The 16,191-nt window shown below is 62.7% G+C and carries 14 protein-coding genes and 1 tRNA gene; 10 read left to right on the top strand and 5 right to left on the bottom strand.

The features are described from left to right. Positions 1 to 7 precede the first annotated feature (7 nt). On the bottom strand, positions 8 to 2,041 hold the full coding sequence (locus tag H145_RS24590; protein ID WP_019946960.1) for an alpha-ketoacid dehydrogenase subunit alpha/beta: 2,034 nt from the start codon (positions 2,039 to 2,041) through the stop codon (positions 8 to 10). Positions 2,042 to 2,180: 139 nt separating this feature from the next. Between H145_RS24590 and H145_RS0104575 the strand changes: the two genes are divergently transcribed. Both H145_RS0104575 and H145_RS0104570 read left to right on the top strand, forming a co-directional pair. After that, positions 2,181 to 4,748, top strand: a complete 2,568-nt coding sequence (locus H145_RS0104575; protein WP_169513161.1) for a SusC/RagA family TonB-linked outer membrane protein — start codon at positions 2,181 to 2,183, stop codon at positions 4,746 to 4,748. A 151-nt stretch (positions 4,749 to 4,899) separates the two neighbouring features. After that, positions 4,900 to 6,180, top strand: coding sequence for a M16 family metallopeptidase (locus tag H145_RS0104570; RefSeq protein ID WP_019946958.1), 1,281 nt, complete (start codon positions 4,900 to 4,902; stop codon positions 6,178 to 6,180). A 115-nt stretch (positions 6,181 to 6,295) separates the two neighbouring features. Here the strand turns inward: H145_RS0104570 and H145_RS19975 are convergent, their stop codons facing one another. Both H145_RS19975 and H145_RS0104560 read right to left on the bottom strand, forming a co-directional pair. Continuing rightward, positions 6,296 to 6,961 (bottom strand): hypothetical protein, encoded by a 666-nt coding sequence (locus tag H145_RS19975; protein WP_157541167.1) that lies wholly within the window; start codon positions 6,959 to 6,961, stop codon positions 6,296 to 6,298. A gap of 258 nt (positions 6,962 to 7,219) precedes the next feature. Next, on the bottom strand, positions 7,220 to 7,735 hold the full coding sequence (locus tag H145_RS0104560) for a hypothetical protein (RefSeq protein ID WP_019946956.1): 516 nt from the start codon (positions 7,733 to 7,735) through the stop codon (positions 7,220 to 7,222). A gap of 224 nt (positions 7,736 to 7,959) precedes the next feature. Here H145_RS0104560 and pheS point away from each other — a divergent pair, with 224 nt between their 5' ends. From pheS to H145_RS0104535, 5 genes are all read left to right on the top strand, one after another. Beyond that, entirely contained in the window at positions 7,960 to 9,021 is a 1,062-nt protein-coding gene (gene pheS, locus H145_RS0104555) for a phenylalanine--tRNA ligase subunit alpha (protein ID WP_019946955.1), read from the top strand. Positions 9,022 to 9,107: 86 nt separating this feature from the next. Further along, on the top strand, positions 9,108 to 10,013 hold the full coding sequence (locus H145_RS0104550) for a 3-hydroxyacyl-CoA dehydrogenase NAD-binding domain-containing protein (protein ID WP_019946954.1): 906 nt from the start codon (positions 9,108 to 9,110) through the stop codon (positions 10,011 to 10,013). A 70-nt stretch (positions 10,014 to 10,083) separates the two neighbouring features. Beyond that, on the top strand, positions 10,084 to 10,524 hold the full coding sequence (locus H145_RS0104545) for a Rieske (2Fe-2S) protein (RefSeq protein WP_019946953.1): 441 nt from the start codon (positions 10,084 to 10,086) through the stop codon (positions 10,522 to 10,524). 95 nt (positions 10,525 to 10,619) lie between these two features. After that, positions 10,620 to 10,693: transfer RNA gene (locus H145_RS0104540), tRNA-Asn, on the top strand. A 187-nt stretch (positions 10,694 to 10,880) separates the two neighbouring features. Continuing rightward, complete coding sequence (locus tag H145_RS0104535; RefSeq protein ID WP_019946952.1) at positions 10,881 to 12,209, top strand: tyrosine-type recombinase/integrase; 1,329 nt, start codon at positions 10,881 to 10,883, stop codon at positions 12,207 to 12,209. A gap of 137 nt (positions 12,210 to 12,346) precedes the next feature. On the opposite strand, the gene H145_RS0104530 is transcribed toward H145_RS0104535, so the two are convergent. Together H145_RS0104530 and H145_RS0104525 are read right to left on the bottom strand one after the other, a co-directional pair. Beyond that, positions 12,347 to 13,624, bottom strand: a complete 1,278-nt coding sequence (locus H145_RS0104530) for an erythromycin esterase family protein (protein WP_083937673.1) — start codon at positions 13,622 to 13,624, stop codon at positions 12,347 to 12,349. 293 nt (positions 13,625 to 13,917) lie between these two features. Further along, entirely contained in the window at positions 13,918 to 14,133 is a 216-nt protein-coding gene (locus tag H145_RS0104525) for a hypothetical protein (RefSeq protein ID WP_019946950.1), read from the bottom strand. A 163-nt stretch (positions 14,134 to 14,296) separates the two neighbouring features. Here H145_RS0104525 and H145_RS0104520 point away from each other — a divergent pair, with 163 nt between their 5' ends. From H145_RS0104520 to H145_RS0104510, 3 genes are all read left to right on the top strand, one after another. Then, entirely contained in the window at positions 14,297 to 14,785 is a 489-nt protein-coding gene (locus H145_RS0104520) for a thermonuclease family protein (protein WP_240471659.1), read from the top strand. Between the two features lie 65 nt (positions 14,786 to 14,850). Continuing rightward, positions 14,851 to 15,597 (top strand): hypothetical protein, encoded by a 747-nt coding sequence (locus tag H145_RS0104515; protein WP_019946948.1) that lies wholly within the window; start codon positions 14,851 to 14,853, stop codon positions 15,595 to 15,597. Positions 15,598 to 15,725: 128 nt separating this feature from the next. Then, positions 15,726 to 16,187, top strand: coding sequence for a hypothetical protein (locus H145_RS0104510; protein WP_019946947.1), 462 nt, complete (start codon positions 15,726 to 15,728; stop codon positions 16,185 to 16,187). Positions 16,188 to 16,191 lie beyond the last annotated feature (4 nt).

The raw sequence follows: 16,191 nt of genomic DNA, 5'->3' as shown, positions 1-16,191 counted from the left end.
TTGAACATCAATAGCTGCGCATTTTTTCGACGGCCGCCCGCAGGCGCTGGCGGGGCAGGAAATCCTGCTCCAGCGTGGGCGCAAAGGGCACAGCCGTATCGAGTGAGGCCACGCGCATAATGGGCGCATCGAGACTGCGGAAGCAGTTTTCGGCCACCCAGGCCCCGATTTCGCCGCCCAGGCCGCCAATCATCGTGTCTTCGTGCAGTAGAATGAGGCGGCCGGTTTTTTCCACGGTGCGGCGCACGGCCTGCTCGTCCCAGGGCAGCAGCGTGCGCAGGTCTAGCACGTCGCAGTCGAGGTTGAGCTCCTCGGCCAGCGCCAGGGCCCAGTGCACGCCCGCGCCGTACGTGACGATGCTCATTTCGTGGCCTTCGCGGGCCAGCGCGGCCTTGCCGATGGGCGTGGTGTAATACGCATCGGGCACCGGGGCCGAGATGCTGCGGTAGAGCAGCTTATGCTCGAAGAACAGCACCGGGTTGGGGTCGGCCAAAGCGGCGCAGAGCAGGCCCTTAGCATCGACGGGGTTGCTCGGGAACACCACTTTCAGGCCCGGCGTATGGGTAAACCAGGCCTCGTTGCTCTGGCTGTGGAAGGGTCCGGCGGCCGAGCCGGCGCCGGTGGGCATGCGCACCACCACGTCGGCGTTCTGGCCCCAACGGTAATGGCTCTTGGCTAAGTTATTGATAATCTGGTTGAAGCCGCAGGTCACGAAGTCGGCGAACTGCATTTCCACCATGGCCTTCTTGCCCCGGATGCTCAGCCCCAGCCCGGCCCCCACAATGGCCGACTCGCAGAGCGGCGTGTTGCGCACCCGGCCCTTGCCGAACTCGGCCACAAAACCCTCAGTAATTTTGAACACGCCGCCGTACTCGGCAATGTCCTGCCCCATCAGCACCAGCTCCGGAAACCGCTCCATGCTCTGCCGCAGCCCATCAGAAATGGCGTCGATGTAGCGTTTTTCGGTGAGAAGTGAGAGGTCAGAAGTGAGAGGTGAGACAGATGAATTCTCGTTCTCATCATCCGATTGTCTCACTTCTAACTTCTCACTTCTCACTTCTACAGAAGCGTACATATCGGCCAGCTCGCGGGCGGCGTCGGGGGTGGGCGCGGGGGCGGCGTCGGCTTCTTTCAGGCCCTCTTCGATTTCGCGCTTAATGGTTTCGCGGTAGCGCATGCGGGCCTGCTCGTCGAGGATGCCTTGTTCGAGCAGCCACTTTTCGTAGTTCTCGACGGGGTCTTTCTGGGCCCATTCGGTGAACAGTTCCTGGGGCACGTACTTGGTGCCGCTGGCCTCCTCGTGGCCGCGCATCCGGAAGGTGAGGGCCTCCAGCAGCACGGGGCGCGGGTTCTGGCGCAGGTCTTCGGCGAGGCGCTTCACCGTGTCGTACACTTCGAGCACGTTGTTACCATCGACCTGCACGGCTTCCATGCCGTAGGCGGGGCCCTTATCCACGAAGTAGCGGAAGCGGAACTGCTCGTTGGAAGGCGTGCTGAGGCCGTAGCCGTTGTTTTCGATGATGAAGATAACCGGCAGCTGCCACACGGCGGCCACGTTCAGGGCCTCGTGGAAGTCGCCCTCCGAAGCGCCGCCGTCGCCGCTGTACGTGACCGTGACGCGGGGCTTTTCGTCCAGCACGTCGGCCAGGGCAATGCCGCCGGCCACGGCCAGCTGGGGCCCGAGGTGCGAAATCATGCCCACAATGTGGTGCTCGTTGGTGCCGAAATGGAAGCTTCGGTCGCGACCCTTAGTAAAGCCGGTGGCCTTGCCCTGCCACTGCGCAAACAGCCGGCCCAGCGGCACATCGCGGCCCGTAAACACGCCCAGGTTGCGGTGCAGGGGCAGAATGTACTCGTCGGGTTCCAGCGCCAGCGTGCTGCCCACCGAAATGGCCTCCTGCCCGATACCCGAAAACCACTTGCTGACCTTGCCCTGACGCAGCAGAATCAGCATTTTCTCCTCAATCAGCCGGGGCTTGAGCAGGTGGCGGTACAGGTGCAGCAGGGTGTCGTTGGAGTAGTCCTTGCGGTCGAATTGCATAGCGAAGCGGCTGGTAATGGGTGGGGGAAGCCAAAAGTACGGGTTTGGGTTGGAAGGGAAATATTTAGCGCCCGATTGTGAAATCCTAGCGGGCTCCACATCTACCTTTAGAGTCCTATTTCCCTGCCCCACCTATTTTATGGTTCGACTGCTACCTCTCAGTTTCCTGTTGCCCCTCGCCCTGCCCGCCCTGGCCCAGCAACCCGACACGCTTAGCCCGCGCCGTGTGGCCGTGCAGGTGCCGGATAGTACCAGAGGCTTTATCAAGGACGAGTTTATTGTATCGTCTCACTTGCTTACCTCCCTCCTGCCCCTCCAGGAGCAGCTCCGGCAGGTGGCCGGGGTGCAGGCCACGCCCTACTCGGGGGCGCCCGGCACCGGCGAAGTGGTGCGCATCCGGGGGGCGGCCAGCCTTTCGGGCAACGCGCAGCCGCTGTACGTGGTGGATGGGGTGCCCGTGTTTCAGCACACGCTGGAGCTGGACTCCAACCCGCTGCTCAGCATTCCTACGCAGGATATAGAACATGTGGAAGTGTTCAAAGGGGCTTACGAAACTGCGCTGTACGGCTCGCAGGCAGTCAATGGTGTTATCCACATCATCACCCGTCGGGGTCAGGCGGGCAAGCCGCGCCTGAACTACGAAGGCTACGGCGGCGTGCAACGCACCCGCTATCACTACGACCTGCTGAATGCTCAGGAATTTGCCACTCTCGCCAACGAAGTAACCCAGCGCTACGGCCAGCCCGCGCGCTTTTCACCCGCCCAGGTGGCCGCTTTCGGCCAGGGCACTGACTGGCAGGACGAGCTGCTGCGCACGGCCGCCGTGCAGCAGCACCACCTGGGTTTGCAGGGCGGCACGGCCCGCACCCGCTACCACGCCGGGGCTGATTACCTGGGCCAAAATGGGGTGCTGCTGAACTCGCGCCTGCAACGCTACGCCCTGCGAGCAGCCCTCGACCAGCGCGTAGGCCAGCATATACGCCTCGATGCTACGGCCAGCCTCAGCCAGACCAATGAGCGCCGGCCCTTGCCTGCTACGCTGCAGATTGGCCTGCTCGCCCTGCCTACCCAGTCGCCCACCGACCCGCCGGGCTCGCCGCTGGGATTTGCGCCTATTCGGGTGGCCCAGGAGAATTACCAGACGCCTGCTCAACGCCGGCTGCTGGTCCAAACCGGCCTCCACTATGAGCTCAGCAATGGCCTGACCCTGGGCCTGCGCGGCGGCCTGGAACGCGCCACGGTGCGCAGCAGCTCGTTTCAGCAGGCCGCTGGCAGCTACCCAGGGGGCCTGAGTAACGACTTAACCGCCACCTACAGCCAGTGGGTGCTCACCCCATCGGTGCGCTATGCTCGCAGTTTCGGCGACCAGCGGCATGTAGTAGCGGCCGGGCTGGAATACCAGCATCAGGCGCGCCGCACCACCGAGGAAATCCGTTCATACCTGCTCATCCAGCCACAGTTTTCGGGCACCATCAGCAACCGGGCGAGTAATGCAGTTAGCTTCTACCAGCTGACCACTGACTATACCTTCGCCCAACGCTACCAGCTGCTTGCCACGCTCCGGCGCGATGCGTCGAGCAGCTTCGCAGAAACCGACCGCCAGCAGTGGCTGCCCGGTGTGCAGGCAGTGTGGCGGGTATCGGGCGAGGATTTCTGGACTCCTGTCAACTACTCGCTGAAAGTCTGGGCAGGCTGGGGCCGCACGTCGGGCCGCGGGCTGATTGGCCGTAATTTCGCGGCGCTTATTGTCCCTTCAAGCACCAATTTAACGCAGCAAATCAACGTGCTCACGCCCGACCTCACCACCCAAACCGATGTAGGGATGGAGGCCGGTTTGTTCGACCAGAAGCTGACCGTTACGCTCCAGGGCTACGCCCGCAACACCCGTCATCAGCAGTATTTCTCGTCCGGCAGCAAAGAGCTGGCCCGCATCCGTAACAAAGGCCTAGAGCTTTCGGTGGGCAGCAACTGGCAGGTGGGGGCTATGCAGGGCAGCAGCCGGCTGGCGGCGGCTATCAACCGCAACCGCTACGAGTCGGAGTTTCCGGCCGTTTATTTAAGCGCCTACCAGCGCGCAAGCAACGGGCAGCCCGTGAGCACATTTTACGGGCTGCGCTACCTAGGCACTGAGGCTGCCACCGGCCAGCCCCGGTTTGAGGATGCGAACCGCGACGGGCGAATCGATTATTTCGACCAGCAGCCCCTCGGCAACGGCTTGCCCCGGCAGCTACTCAGCTTCGGCCAGCAGCTCAGGCTGGGCCGTTTCGCGTTGCAGCTGCAGGCCGATGGCATGTTTGGCTACTCGGTGCTGAACACCGTTGGACTGATTCTGGACGCCCCCAACGGCGGGCGCAGCAACGCATCGGCCCGGGTGCGCAACCGCTGGACGCCCGCCAACCCCAACACCGACGTGCCCGCCGCCGGGGCATCTGGCTTCTATGACACTTCTAGCTTGGTAGACTATGTGCTACAAGCGGGTAACCACGTGCGCCTTTCGGCCCTCAGCCTCAGCTACAAAGTGTGGGAGCAGGAAGCCCGGAGCGTGAGCCTGTGGCTGGGTGGCCACGACCTGTTGGTGCTGAGCGGCTACCGGGGCTTCGACCCTAATATCAGCTCCGCCGGCTCCGACAACCAGCAGGCCGGCCTCGATGCCAGCACCTACCCCACCGCCCGCACCGTGGTGGTGGGCGTGCGGGCCACGCTGTAGCCGCCGGCCCCGGCCGAAACTTCTGTTTCGGCCGGCAGGTTAGTAGCGCGAAGCTTCTGCTTCGCGTATGGTTGTACCGCGCTGCTTGTAATTGTTCAACGGCACGCGAAGCAGAAGCTTCGCGCTACATTTCGCTTTGCTTCTCTCTCCTATGATTCAGTTCGAAGAATTCACCCTCGATAACGGCCTGCGCTGCATCGTACACGAAGACCACACCACGCCGCTGGCCGTGCTCAACGTGCTCTACAACGTGGGCTCGCGCGACGAAACGCCCGACCAGACCGGCTTTGCCCACCTGTTCGAGCACCTCATGTTTTCGGGCTCCGTGAATATCCCCAGCTACGACGAGCCGTTGCAATTGGTGGGCGGCGAGAACAACGCCTTCACCTCGCCCGACATCACCAATTACTACCTCACGCTGCCCGCCGCCAACCTCGAAACCGGCTTCTGGCTCGAATCGGATAGGATGCTGAACCTGTCCTTTTCCGATAACGGGCTGGAGGTGCAGCGCAAGGTGGTGGTCGAGGAGTTCAAGCAGAACTACCTCAACCAGCCCTACGGCGACGTGTGGCTGAAGCTGCGGCCCCTCGCCTACCAGCACCATCCCTACCAGTGGGCCACCATCGGCAAGGAAATCAGCCACATCGAAGACGCCACGATGGCGCAGGTGCGGGCTTTCTTCGCCAAGCACTACGCCCCCGCCAACGCCATTCTGGTAGTGGCCGGCGACGTAACCGTGGCCGAGGCCCGGCGGCTGGCCGAAAAGTGGTTCGGCCCCATTCCCGGCGGCACCCGCTACGAGCGGCAGCTGCCCGCCGAGCCCCGCCAGGAGGAAGCCCGCTTCCTCGAAATAAAGGCCGAAGTGCCGCTGTCGGCCCTCTATAAGGTGTACCACATGCCCGGCCGGGGCCAGGAGGGCTATTACCCCGCCGATTTGCTGTCCGACGTGCTGGGCCGGGGCAAGTCGAGCCGCTTGTACCAGAAGCTGGTGAAGGAGCAGGAGCTGTTCAACTCGCTTTCGGCTTCCGTGATGGGCTCCATGGAACCCGGCCTGCTCGTCATCAGCGGCAAGCTCAACGCCGACATCACGCTGGAGCAGGCAGATATGGCGCTGGAAGCCGTGGTAGCCGAATTGCTGACAACCGAAGTGCCCGCTGAGGAGCTGCAAAAAGTAAAAAACCAGGCCGAAGTAGGCATCGTGTTCGGCGAAATCGAGCTACTGAACCGGGCCATGAGCCTGGCCTTCAGCAAGCTGCTCGGCGACGCCAATCTGGTAAACGAGGAAAGCGCGAAAATCCAGGCCGTGACGCCGGCGCAGGTGCAGGCCGCTGCCCGCGAGGTGCTGCGCCCCGACAACTGCAGCACCCTTTACTACCGCGCCACCCCCATTGCCGAGCCGGTGCTGGTGGAAGTGGCCGGCGCGGCAGGTTAGCCCTTCCGGTTCTGCATAAGACAAAAGAAAAGCCCGCTCAGCAACTGCTGAGCGGGCTTTTCTTTTGTCTGGTTGGGCTGGTCTGAAACCGGCCTTGAAGGCAGTTTGCGGGCGGCTACCAACCGCTACCACCGCTGCCCCAGCCGTCATCGGCTTTCTTGGCGGGCGCTTTCTTGGCGGGTGCGGCTTTTTTGGTGGTTGTAGCGGCGGCAGCGCCACCGCTCTTGGTGCTTGCCGAGGTGGCGGCTTTCGCGGCGGCAGGCTTGGCTACGGGCATTGGTTCGGGAGCGGCGGCAATCGGCTCGGGCTCAGGCACCAGAATGGGCGCGGGGGCAGCCATCGTGGGCGGCGCAATATCGGCCGAGCGCACCGAGCGGCGAACGTAAGGCGCCAACGCACGGCCCCGGTAGTCGGTAGTTACGCGGCGCGAAGGTGCGGCCGTGAAGCCCGGCGCAATGCTGGCGCCAATGGGCTGCTCCTCGTACACCGGACCGGTAGCGGCAGCGGCGCCGCCGGTAGCGCCGGCGGCTCCACCCCACTCACTGCCCGCCGAAGCAGCGGCGGCGGCGGGTGCAGCGGGCTCGGGTGCAGCCATGGCCGGAGCCGCCTTAGCGGTTTTGGCAGGCGCAGCCTTGGCCGGAGCGGCTTTTTTCGGAGCCGGAGTGCCCCAGCCGTCGCCGGCGTCGCCCCAGCCGTCCGACGACTTCTTCTGGGCTACGGCCGGTGCGGCCAGAAATATGCCGCCGAGCAGCAACAGCGGAACTAGTTGACGATTCGTCATGAAACAGATGCTAAACAGATTGTTAACGCAAAGATACAGCGCCTTGCGCGGGTCCGAAATACTCTTCTCACATTTCGGGGCCCGAAATATTGGCGGCTCCCGAATCCGGCGTTCAGATTCCCGGCTAACGCGCACGCTGCCCGGAAGTTGCCTAACGGCCCAAGCAGCTGCATCGTTCCATTTTTCTACGAATTCGGACGGCCGGGCCCGTTGTGTCCCGGTTGTTCCGGCCAGTTGCCGCCCAATTGCCCGGTTGGCCTACCAGCCGGCCGTCATTACCGTGGGTTCGGCAGCGGGTGTTTGCACGGCCAGTTGGGACGGCTGTTGCGGCTGGCGCAGGGGCCGGCCATTGTAGTCGGTACTGGCGGCCCGGTAGGGGCCCGTGTTCATACCCGAAGCCAGCATCACGCCCGAGGAGGCCATCATGGGGTCGGAGGAAGGAGTGCGCACCGAGCGCGGCCGGAACGATTTGCGGCGGGCCACCGGGCGGCCGTTATAGTCGGTGCTGGTGCCGCGGTAGGGCGAGGAGCTCATGCCCGGCGCTACGAGTACGCCCGAGGAGTGCATCATAGCATCGTCGGCAGCAGTAGCAACGGCCGGGGCGGCAGCGGTAACGGGGGCCGCGGCGGAAGTTGGCGCGGGCCAGTCGCCCCAGCCGTCGGCGTCGTTCAGGCTGGTGCTGGCAGCGGGTGCGGGGGTAGTTGATTGGGCCTGGGCCAGGGGCGCACTGAGGAAGGCAACGGCCGCAGCGGCCGCGAAAAACAGCTTTTTCATCGCAACGAAAATCAGGAGTGAAGACGACCGGCCGGGGTGGCGGGGCGGCACGGCCGGTAGGTACCGGCGGGTTGGTTGGCAGTTTTGCAGCAACCGTACCAACTCGGCTGGCAGCCGTAGCAATGCCGGCCCGTTCTACGTTTATCTACCTGATAATCAATTTGCAATTTTTATCAATTCAACCAACCCCGACACACAATCGGCAATCAGGTTACCTTTGCGCCATGCTACAGGAAACCATTGCCCGGGTGCGGGCGGAAATTGAAGCCGCCGACCTTGCCACGGCCGAACAACTCGACCAGTTCCGCATTGCCTACACCGGCCGCAAAGGCCAGCTGGCCGACCTGTTCGACCAGCTGAAAACCGTAGAGCCCACCGACCGCCGGGCCGTGGGCCAGGAGCTCAACCAGCTCAAGCAGCTGGCCCAGGCGCGCTTCGAGGAGCGCCAGCAGCAGCTGGAAGCCGGCGCCGCCAACGCCCCCGCCGACCCCACTTTCGACTACACGCTGCCGCCCGTGCCCCAGGCCCTGGGCACGCGCCACCCGCTAAGTCTGGTGCGCGAGGAAATTGTGCGCATTCTGGCCCGCATCGGCTTCAACGTGGCCGAGGGACCCGAAATCGAGGACGACTGGCACAACTTCACGGCCCTCAACTTCCCCGAAAACCACCCCGCCCGCGACATGCAGGACACGTTTTTCGTGAAAAGCGGCGGCGCGGATTCGGCCGAGGCCAAGGCTCCGGCCAGCTACCTGCTGCGCACCCACACCAGCCCGGTGCAGGTGCGCGTGATGCAGGCCCAGCAGCCGCCCATCCGCAGCATTATGCCGGGGCGGGTGTACCGCAACGAGGCTATTTCGGCCCGGGCCCACATGATGTTTCATCAGGTGGAGGCGCTCTTCATCGACGAAAACGTGAGCTTCGCCGACCTCAAGCAGACGGTGTACTACTTCGTGCAGGAGCTGTTCGGCGACGACGTGCAGGTACGCTTCCGGCCCTCGTTCTTCCCCTTCACCGAACCGTCGGCCGAAATTGATATCACCTGCCTGATTTGCAAGGGCGCGGGCTGTAACATCTGCAAGGGCACGGGCTGGGTGGAAATCGGCGGGGCCGGCATGGTCGATCCGGCCGTGCTGGAACAGTCGGGCATCGACCCCGAGCGCTACTCGGGTTACGCCTGGGGCATGGGCATCGAGCGCATCACGATGCTCAAGTACCAGATCAAGGACCTGCGCCTGTTTACCGAAAACGATACGCGCTTCCTGCGGCAGTTTGAATCCCTGCTCTAAATCACTGATTTGCGCTGATTGATCTGATTGCGCTGATTTTTTTGCCGTTTTCTTTGCCTTTAGCTTCCCCTTTCGTCTACTATCCCATGCCCTCTCCCACCCCGCCCGCCGTCAATCAGCCCATTTCTATAGAAACGGTGGCCATTGTGGGCGCGGGCACGATGGGCCTGGGCATTGCGCAGGTGTGCGTGCAGCACGGGCTGCCCACCATCCTGTTCGACATCAATGCCGACATGCTGCCCAAGGCGCAGCAGGCCATTGCGGCGGGGCTGGGCAAGCTGGTGGAAAAGCAGAAAATCAGCCCCGCGGAGCGCGACGCCGCGCTGGCCCGTCTCACCCTCACCGACCAGCTGGCCGAAGTGCGCGCCGATTTGGTGGTGGAAGCCGTGGTGGAGCGGCTCGATGTGAAGCAGCAGCTGTTCCGGCAGCTGGCCGAGCAGAATCCGGCAACGAGCATTTTCGCCTCCAATACCTCGTCGCTGCCCATTACGCGGCTGGCGGCTGGCATCCCGCATCCCGAGCGCGTGGTGGGCATGCACTTCTTTAACCCGGCCCCCATCATGAAGCTGGTGGAAGTTATCAGTGGCGTGGCCACCGCGCCCGCCGTGGCCGATGCGGTTTTTGCGCTGGCCGAGCGCCTGGGGAAGCGTCCGGTGCGGGCCGCCGATGCGCCGGGCTTCATCGTGAACCGCGTAGCGCGGCACTACTACGTGGAGGGGCTGAAGCTGGCCGAGGAGCAGGTGGCGCCGCTGGAAGTAATTGATGAGCTGCTGGAGTCGGCCGGCTTCCGCATGGGCCCCTTCCGGCTCATGGACCTGATTGGCGTCGACAGCAACTACCTGGTTACGTCGGCCATGTTCGAGGCCTTTCACTTCGATGCTAAGTTCCGCCCCAGCCGCCTGCAGCAGCAGAAAGTAGACGCCGGCCACCACGGTCGCAAATCGGGCCGCGGCTTCTACGAGTACCCACCGGCCGGAGCGGCCAAGAACTGAAACGCCGCCCGTACACTATCAGGGCTGCGGCCGCGTTGGCGAAGTCAGAACTCACTTTCCTGCTTGCTGCATGGCTTTATTGCTTCCCTCCCGCTTCATTGCTCCTCTGCTGCTGGCTGCTGCCACGCTGGCCCTGGCCGCCTGCAACTCGGGCAACAATGCGCAGCCCCAGATTCCGCTGGCCGTAGTCAACGAGGTGCTGTTCCTGACCGATCAGCAGAACAGCGCCCTGCGCTTCGACAACGGGGCCGTGTACCACAAGGGCGGCCTGCGGGGCCTGATTGTGGTGCGCCAGAACGCCGGCTTCTACTTGGCCTTCGACCGCACCTGCCCCTACCAACCCCAGGACACCTGCGGCCGGGTGCGCATCGAGCCCCTGTTGCGCCTCTTCGACCCTTGCTGTCAGTCGCAATTCGGCTTCACGGGCCAGCCCCAGGGTGGTCCGGCCACGCTGCCGCTGCGCCGCTACAGCACCGCCCTCTCAGGCAATACCCTGACAATCACGAACTAGAAAAATAACCGTTATTTTTTTGAAAGCCGGGTTTGGTGCTTCCCGAACTTTGCCTTAATATTGCACCAGCAACGGCAAAAAACGCCGCCATAACCGCTTCCTTAGCTCAGCCGGTTAGAGCATCTGACTGTTAATCAGAGGGTCCCTGGTTCGAGCCCAGGAGGGAGCGCAACGCCTAAAAACACCCGCCCATAACCGGCGGGTGTTTTTGCGTTTATAGCGGTTTGGTTGCCGTCAGGGCACATTTGGTTGCGGATTTAGCTTGACTATCCGATAATCTCAGACTACCTTAGGAAGAAAACCAGGGCGGAAACCGAGGCGAAAGCCAGGGCGACACCCTGCTATTATCCCGACCGATGGACCAGTCAAAGCAGTTCAAAAGGAAGATAAGCATCCGCCTGCATCCGCGACTGGCCGAGGCCGATAAGCAGGGCTACTGCCCGCTGCGGCTCACGGCGCGCTGGCACGGGCAGGAAATCCAGGAGAACACCGGGGAGCGGGTGCTGCCGCAGCACCTGGGCAAAAACGGGCAGCCGGAAGAGTTGTGGAGCGCCAAGATGGGCCGGGTGCAGCGTAACCACGATGACTCTGTGGCCCTCAACGGCCGGCTCAGTGACTGGGAGCGGGATATTCTGGCAGCCTTCAACCGACTCTTCGACGCGGCTCCGTTTCAGAAAGTAGAGAAGGCGGCGCTGCTTGCCGAGCTGTTCCCGAAAGCCCAGGCCAAGGCCGTAGCGTCGGCGGCGCCGAAGGTGAGTGAGAGCCCCACGTTCCGGCAGGTGCTGGAGGAGTGGAAGGAGCAGAACCGCAACCTGGGCAAGGACTCGCTGCGCAAGTACGACCAGCTGGCCACGATGATGGAAAGCTGGCAGCCCGACCTGCGCCCCGACCAGGTGACGCAGAAAGTAGCCAAGGAATATCAGCAGCACCTGCTGGATTTGCAGAAATCGGACGCCACCATCAAGGTGCATTTCACCGGCCTGCGCAAGTGCCTGGAGCAGCTGGGCCTGAAGGCGGATATGCCCTGGCTGCAGTACTCGGCCAAGAACGCGCCGCAGCTGGACCTGGAGATTGAAGAGGTGCGGCAGCTGATTGCGTGGAAGCCGACGGAAGAGCACTTGGCCGAGGAGCGGGACCGATGGCTGTTTCAACTCTTCAGCGGGCGGCGCTACGAGGACCTGGAGAAGTTCGACAAGCGCGAGCGAATTACTCTGCCCCTGGCCGATGGCACTTCGGTGCCGGCGCTGCTGCACGCGCAGGGCAAGACGGGCAACGATGCGGCGGTGCCCCTCCCTCCTATTGCCGTGCGCATTGGGGAACGGTGGGGCTGGCAGTTTCCGGCCCGCACCTGGCAGCAGCGGGGCGAATGGATTAAGCAGGTGGCCCAGCAGGCCGGCCTGAACCGGGAGTGGGACGACCGGCTGATTACGGGCGGCAAGGTGGTGCACAACTGGCGGCCGGTTCATCAGGTCATCGGCACGCATACGGCGCGGCACACGGCCGGCACGCTGCTCAAGCAGGCAGGCAACGGCAATAAGGCTTTGGCTAAGCTGGTGCTTGGGCACGCGGAGGAAGACGTGACGGACCGCTATGCCAAGGACAAAGCCCGGCTGCTGGCCCCGGCGGTGCTGGAGGCCTGGCAGGCTATCCTGGGCGAGTGGTACGATAAAGAGCCGGTGGGGTAATGGGCGTTGGCTTAGGATGCTCCCGGAAAGCAAAAAATAGCACGTTACGGTATCGGACCTAAAAGCTGGTACAAAGCCAGTTTGTGTGGCAGGTTTCTGCTAGCAGCCAAGTCAGGCACAGGCAAAGCGGTCAACGTCTAGTCGGCTTTTTTCGTCGCCTGCATCTCACGGATAAAAAACAGGCCGTCGTACGCTAAATTCCACGCAAGCGGAGGAATAGGGGCCGGGGGCAGGAAATGACCAGGGCTTTTCAGCGAGAAGGGGGCCGTTGGATGGTTGAATTGCTTGTTGTAGGGCGTGAAATCAAGAAAGCCGTAGGAAATGCCCGCGGGTATCCAGGTTTCCAGGCCATCCTTCTCCGGCAACGGAACGGTATACGGCGCGGCCATGGTTAGCCGGCCGGCGGTACCCTGATACGAAGCAAAGCCCAGCACGTACGTTTGCCGGGCCCACTGCGGGTCCTGCGTAAAATACGTGCCCATCTTGTTGCGGATTACCAGGTCGAAAGCCCTGCCTTTGCCTGGTTGCTGGTCCGGATAGCGCATGATATGGGCATTGGCGGCCCAGACAATGACTTTAGCATCCTTATACCGCGTAGCTACCAGATACTTCAGGTTATCGGCCATTGCCTTATCCCGGGCCAGCAGCGGGTAACTCTTCGCAACGGACGCCTGCACGCTGGCGATTATGCGCGGCCAGCCGGAAGTATCGTGGGTAGCAAGCTGGGCCTGGCTAATCAGCTGCAGGCCCTTTTCCAGGGCTTTGCCCATAGCAGAGGAGAATGCGCCGGGCGTATTCGTACGCTGCTTCACCATCAGCCCCTGCACTGCCGCCAGAAACTGCTGGTAGGCGGCCGGGGAGGCAAATCTGCCGACGATACCCGAGCCAGTCAGGTAGTGGTCCAGGTCTGCGCGCAGGTGCAAGTAGCTGTAGTCAAGATACAGCTGCGAATCGAAGCCACTCACCTGGAGCGGGTTGGCAGTTTGAAGGCTTTGCGGGATGTACTGCTCAAACAGGTAGCGACAGTCCGCGCTGCGCGTCCAGATGGGAAAGATATTCCGCTGCAAAAAGTGCCGGATAGAATCGGGTTGCCTGGCCAACTGGTCCCATCCCATTGTCAGGCCGTAGAAGTCACTCTCAAAGGCCAGGACGGTGAAGCCCTTGCGCTCGTGCAGGTACTTTATCAGGCGCGTTTTCGCCTGGAATGCCGGGCCGTCGCCGTGGTCCTGCTCTCCCAGCATGACGACCCGGGCCTCGCCAATGGCCTCGCCCACGGCCGCTAAATCGGCGTAGTCGTCGGTGGCGGCATCAAGCGTGGCAATTTGCACCGTATTCGCCGTCACATAGGAACGGATATCCTGTCCAGAGGCAGTGATGCTCAGCAGTAAGCCTGCAGCTATAGTAAGTAGTTTCATCTGCAAGCAAGATGCGGTAAAAGAGAGAAAGAGGCAGTTAGGCCACAGGCAAGCCCGGACAGCTACACCAGGGAGTGAGCATGCGAGAGAATACGAAGCGCGGCCGCAAGCACTATGACCTACTGCCAGATGCGTGACCCGGCAAAAGAGTTGTCTGGTCCTGGCAGGCTGTTTCCTCGTTTTGTGAGAGGCCCCTACTTGTAAGTCTACTTGTAAACGCTACTTACAAGTAGCAACGGTGCCTTCCTGCACCGGTGGCTATAAGGTGCCTGCAGACTGCCTCCGTCCTGCCTTTAGCCCCGGTTGGGTGGCGCTGGCGTAGCGTTGAGGGCAGCGGCTACTTCGGCTTCCGGCAGGCTCGTGTAAGCGCAGAACTCGGCGACGGAAACGTAGGCGCGGGCGGGCTTGCGCAACTGGGTGCGGATGCGCTGCAACAGGCGCTTGCCGGCGTCGTAGCCGGTGCCGGTGAGCTGGGCAACGTCTTTGGGGTAGAGGCAAACCTGGGGCATGTTGGGGCGAATTGGGGCTAGTTGGATAAGCGAATATACAACGGTAAAAAGCCGGTTGTAGGTTCGCGATATGAAAGTTAAAGCACTGTATATCAGCTGGTGGTTGCTTCTGGTTGCCGCTGGTTTCGGATTGAATAAGGCGGCCGCTCAAGTGGTGACTACTGTGAGGCCAACCCTCACCCTGCCCAGGGAGGAAGTTGGGCGGGTGGTGCGGGTCGTGGATGCCGATACCTACGACGTGCTGGCTGGGAGCGTGGTGTACCGGGTGCGGCTGCTGGGCGTGGACGCACCAGAACCAGACCAGCCCTTCGGGCGTCAGGCGGGCGACTCGGTGGCGCGGCTGCTCACCCCTGAACGACTGGTACTACTCGGGCGGCGCGGCGTGGACCTGTACGGACGGACGCTGGCAACTATACGACTGCTGGTAGCCAGTGGGCCGGCCCTGGCGCTGGACTCGCTGCTGGTGGTACGGGGCTGGGCCTGGGCATGGGACCCCAACCGGATACCTGGGCGGGCCGCCCAGCAGGCCTCCGCCTTGGCTGCCCGGCGCGGGCTCTGGAAGTGCGGGGCGGTGGGCGTGCTCACGCCGCGCCAGTGGCGGAAATTCAACTACAAAAACAAGCGGCGCTACGGGGTGGGCTGCACCTGGTAGCAACGTCGCGCAAGCGCAAGCAGCCACAGCACAACGGATTTTCCAACCCTTAACAACTTACTACTATGGCACGTCAGACGGGCATTATTGGCATCCAGGGCACCGTAGGGGGCCTGGTGTTCAGCAAAAACGGAAACATCTCCCAGAAACCGGCCAGCGATAAGGCGGCTTTCGCCAATTCGCCCAGCCGGGCACGGACCCGCGAAAACGCGGCCGAGTTTGGCCTGGCCGCCAAGTACAGCAAGCTGCTGCGCGACTCGCTGCGGGTGGCTATTGCTTCGGCCAGCGACAGTCAGGTGGCGGCCCGCCTCACGAAAGTGATGCGCGAGGTCATCGGCCTCGACGACACGAACGACCGGGGCCAGCGTGTGTTCGACTCGGGCAACTCGGCGCCCCTGCTCGGCTTCAACTTCAACGCCGGGGCCGGCATTGGGCAGACCATGTACTTCCCCTACGAGCTAACCGGCAACGGGGCGGACGTGACCATGAGCATCCCGGCACTGAATCCAGCCTCGGACATTGCGGCTCCGCAGGGCGCTACGCACTTCGAGGTAGTGTTTGCGGCGGCCGACCTGGACATGGAGCTGATGACGTTCACCGGGGCCGTGGTGGCCGCCCCGCTGGGCATTCTGCCCATCAACAGCGCAGCCCTGGTAAACCAGACGGTGGTGGCCAGCTTCCCAGCGGCCCCGACGGCGGCTAATCTGGTGGTGGGCGTGGTGGGCATCAACTTCTACCAGCAGATTAACGGCAAGTTCTACGCCCTCAATAACAACAGCACGAACCCGCTGGCTATTGAGTACGTGGCCTGATGACAGAAGTGAGAGGTGAGAAGCGAGAAGTGAGAGCCGGTTACCGGCCTACTTCTGCTCCTCACCTCTTCTGCTCAATTATCTGGCACTTTTCTCACTTCTCATCTCTCCTGTCTAACCTCTACCTCATGGCACTTACTGCTTATCAAATCCAATTCAAGCGGCGCATGAAGCGCGCTATCCGCCAGCGGGCCCGGTCGGACCAGAAGGCCCGGCGCTACTCCCAGCTGCTGGCCGACGCGCTACGGCTCAGCCAAGACGCGGCCACACAGATGAACGCGCTCAACCAGCTCTATAACGTGGACGTGAGCACCCAGACGCTGCTGGTACACGACCTGCTGGATGTGCTGCAACCCGACCAGCTGACGGGCTTGCTGGGCCAGAGTACACCGGGCGAGGAAGAGCAGCTATTCAACCCGATTCCAGATGGCAACGGTGGGCAGCCGCTATCGGCTGACCCATTGTTTGGGGAGGTAACTGCGGGTACCCCGATTATACCGTCGGCGCCGACAGCGAGGGCTGCGGCTCCAGGAAAGGATGTAGCGTCAGCGGTGGCGCGGGAAACGGAAGAAGTGCCGACAGACCAATAGAAGC

Origin of the sequence: Hymenobacter aerophilus DSM 13606, assembly GCF_000382225.1 — a bacterium.
Taxonomy (GTDB): Bacteria; Bacteroidota; Bacteroidia; order Cytophagales; family Hymenobacteraceae; genus Hymenobacter; species Hymenobacter aerophilus.
Note: the sequence above shows the minus strand (reverse complement) of the source record. Positions and strands in the feature narration are given on the sequence as shown.

Excerpts from the sequence above, each read along its gene's own strand:
- H145_RS0104570 (WP_019946958.1), top strand. The coding sequence starts at position 4,900 with ATGATTCAGTTCGAAGAATTCACCCTCGATAACGGCCTGCGCTGCATC.
- H145_RS0104550 (WP_019946954.1), top strand. The coding sequence starts at position 9,108 with ATGCCCTCTCCCACCCCGCCCGCCGTCAATCAGCCCATTTCTATAGAA.
- H145_RS0104575 (WP_169513161.1), top strand. The coding sequence starts at position 2,181 with ATGGTTCGACTGCTACCTCTCAGTTTCCTGTTGCCCCTCGCCCTGCCC.
- H145_RS0104515 (WP_019946948.1), top strand. The coding sequence starts at position 14,851 with ATGGCACGTCAGACGGGCATTATTGGCATCCAGGGCACCGTAGGGGGC.
- H145_RS24590 (WP_019946960.1), bottom strand. The coding sequence starts at position 2,041 with ATGCAATTCGACCGCAAGGACTACTCCAACGACACCCTGCTGCACCTG.
- H145_RS0104560 (WP_019946956.1), bottom strand. The coding sequence starts at position 7,735 with ATGAAAAAGCTGTTTTTCGCGGCCGCTGCGGCCGTTGCCTTCCTCAGT.
- H145_RS0104530 (WP_083937673.1), bottom strand. The coding sequence starts at position 13,624 with ATGAAACTACTTACTATAGCTGCAGGCTTACTGCTGAGCATCACTGCC.
- H145_RS0104525 (WP_019946950.1), bottom strand. The coding sequence starts at position 14,133 with ATGCCCCAGGTTTGCCTCTACCCCAAAGACGTTGCCCAGCTCACCGGC.
- H145_RS0104545 (WP_019946953.1), top strand. The coding sequence starts at position 10,084 with ATGGCTTTATTGCTTCCCTCCCGCTTCATTGCTCCTCTGCTGCTGGCT.
- H145_RS19975 (WP_157541167.1), bottom strand. The coding sequence starts at position 6,961 with ATGACGAATCGTCAACTAGTTCCGCTGTTGCTGCTCGGCGGCATATTT.
- H145_RS0104535 (WP_019946952.1), top strand. The coding sequence starts at position 10,881 with ATGGACCAGTCAAAGCAGTTCAAAAGGAAGATAAGCATCCGCCTGCAT.
- H145_RS0104510 (WP_019946947.1), top strand. The coding sequence starts at position 15,726 with ATGGCACTTACTGCTTATCAAATCCAATTCAAGCGGCGCATGAAGCGC.
- pheS (WP_019946955.1), top strand. The coding sequence starts at position 7,960 with ATGCTACAGGAAACCATTGCCCGGGTGCGGGCGGAAATTGAAGCCGCC.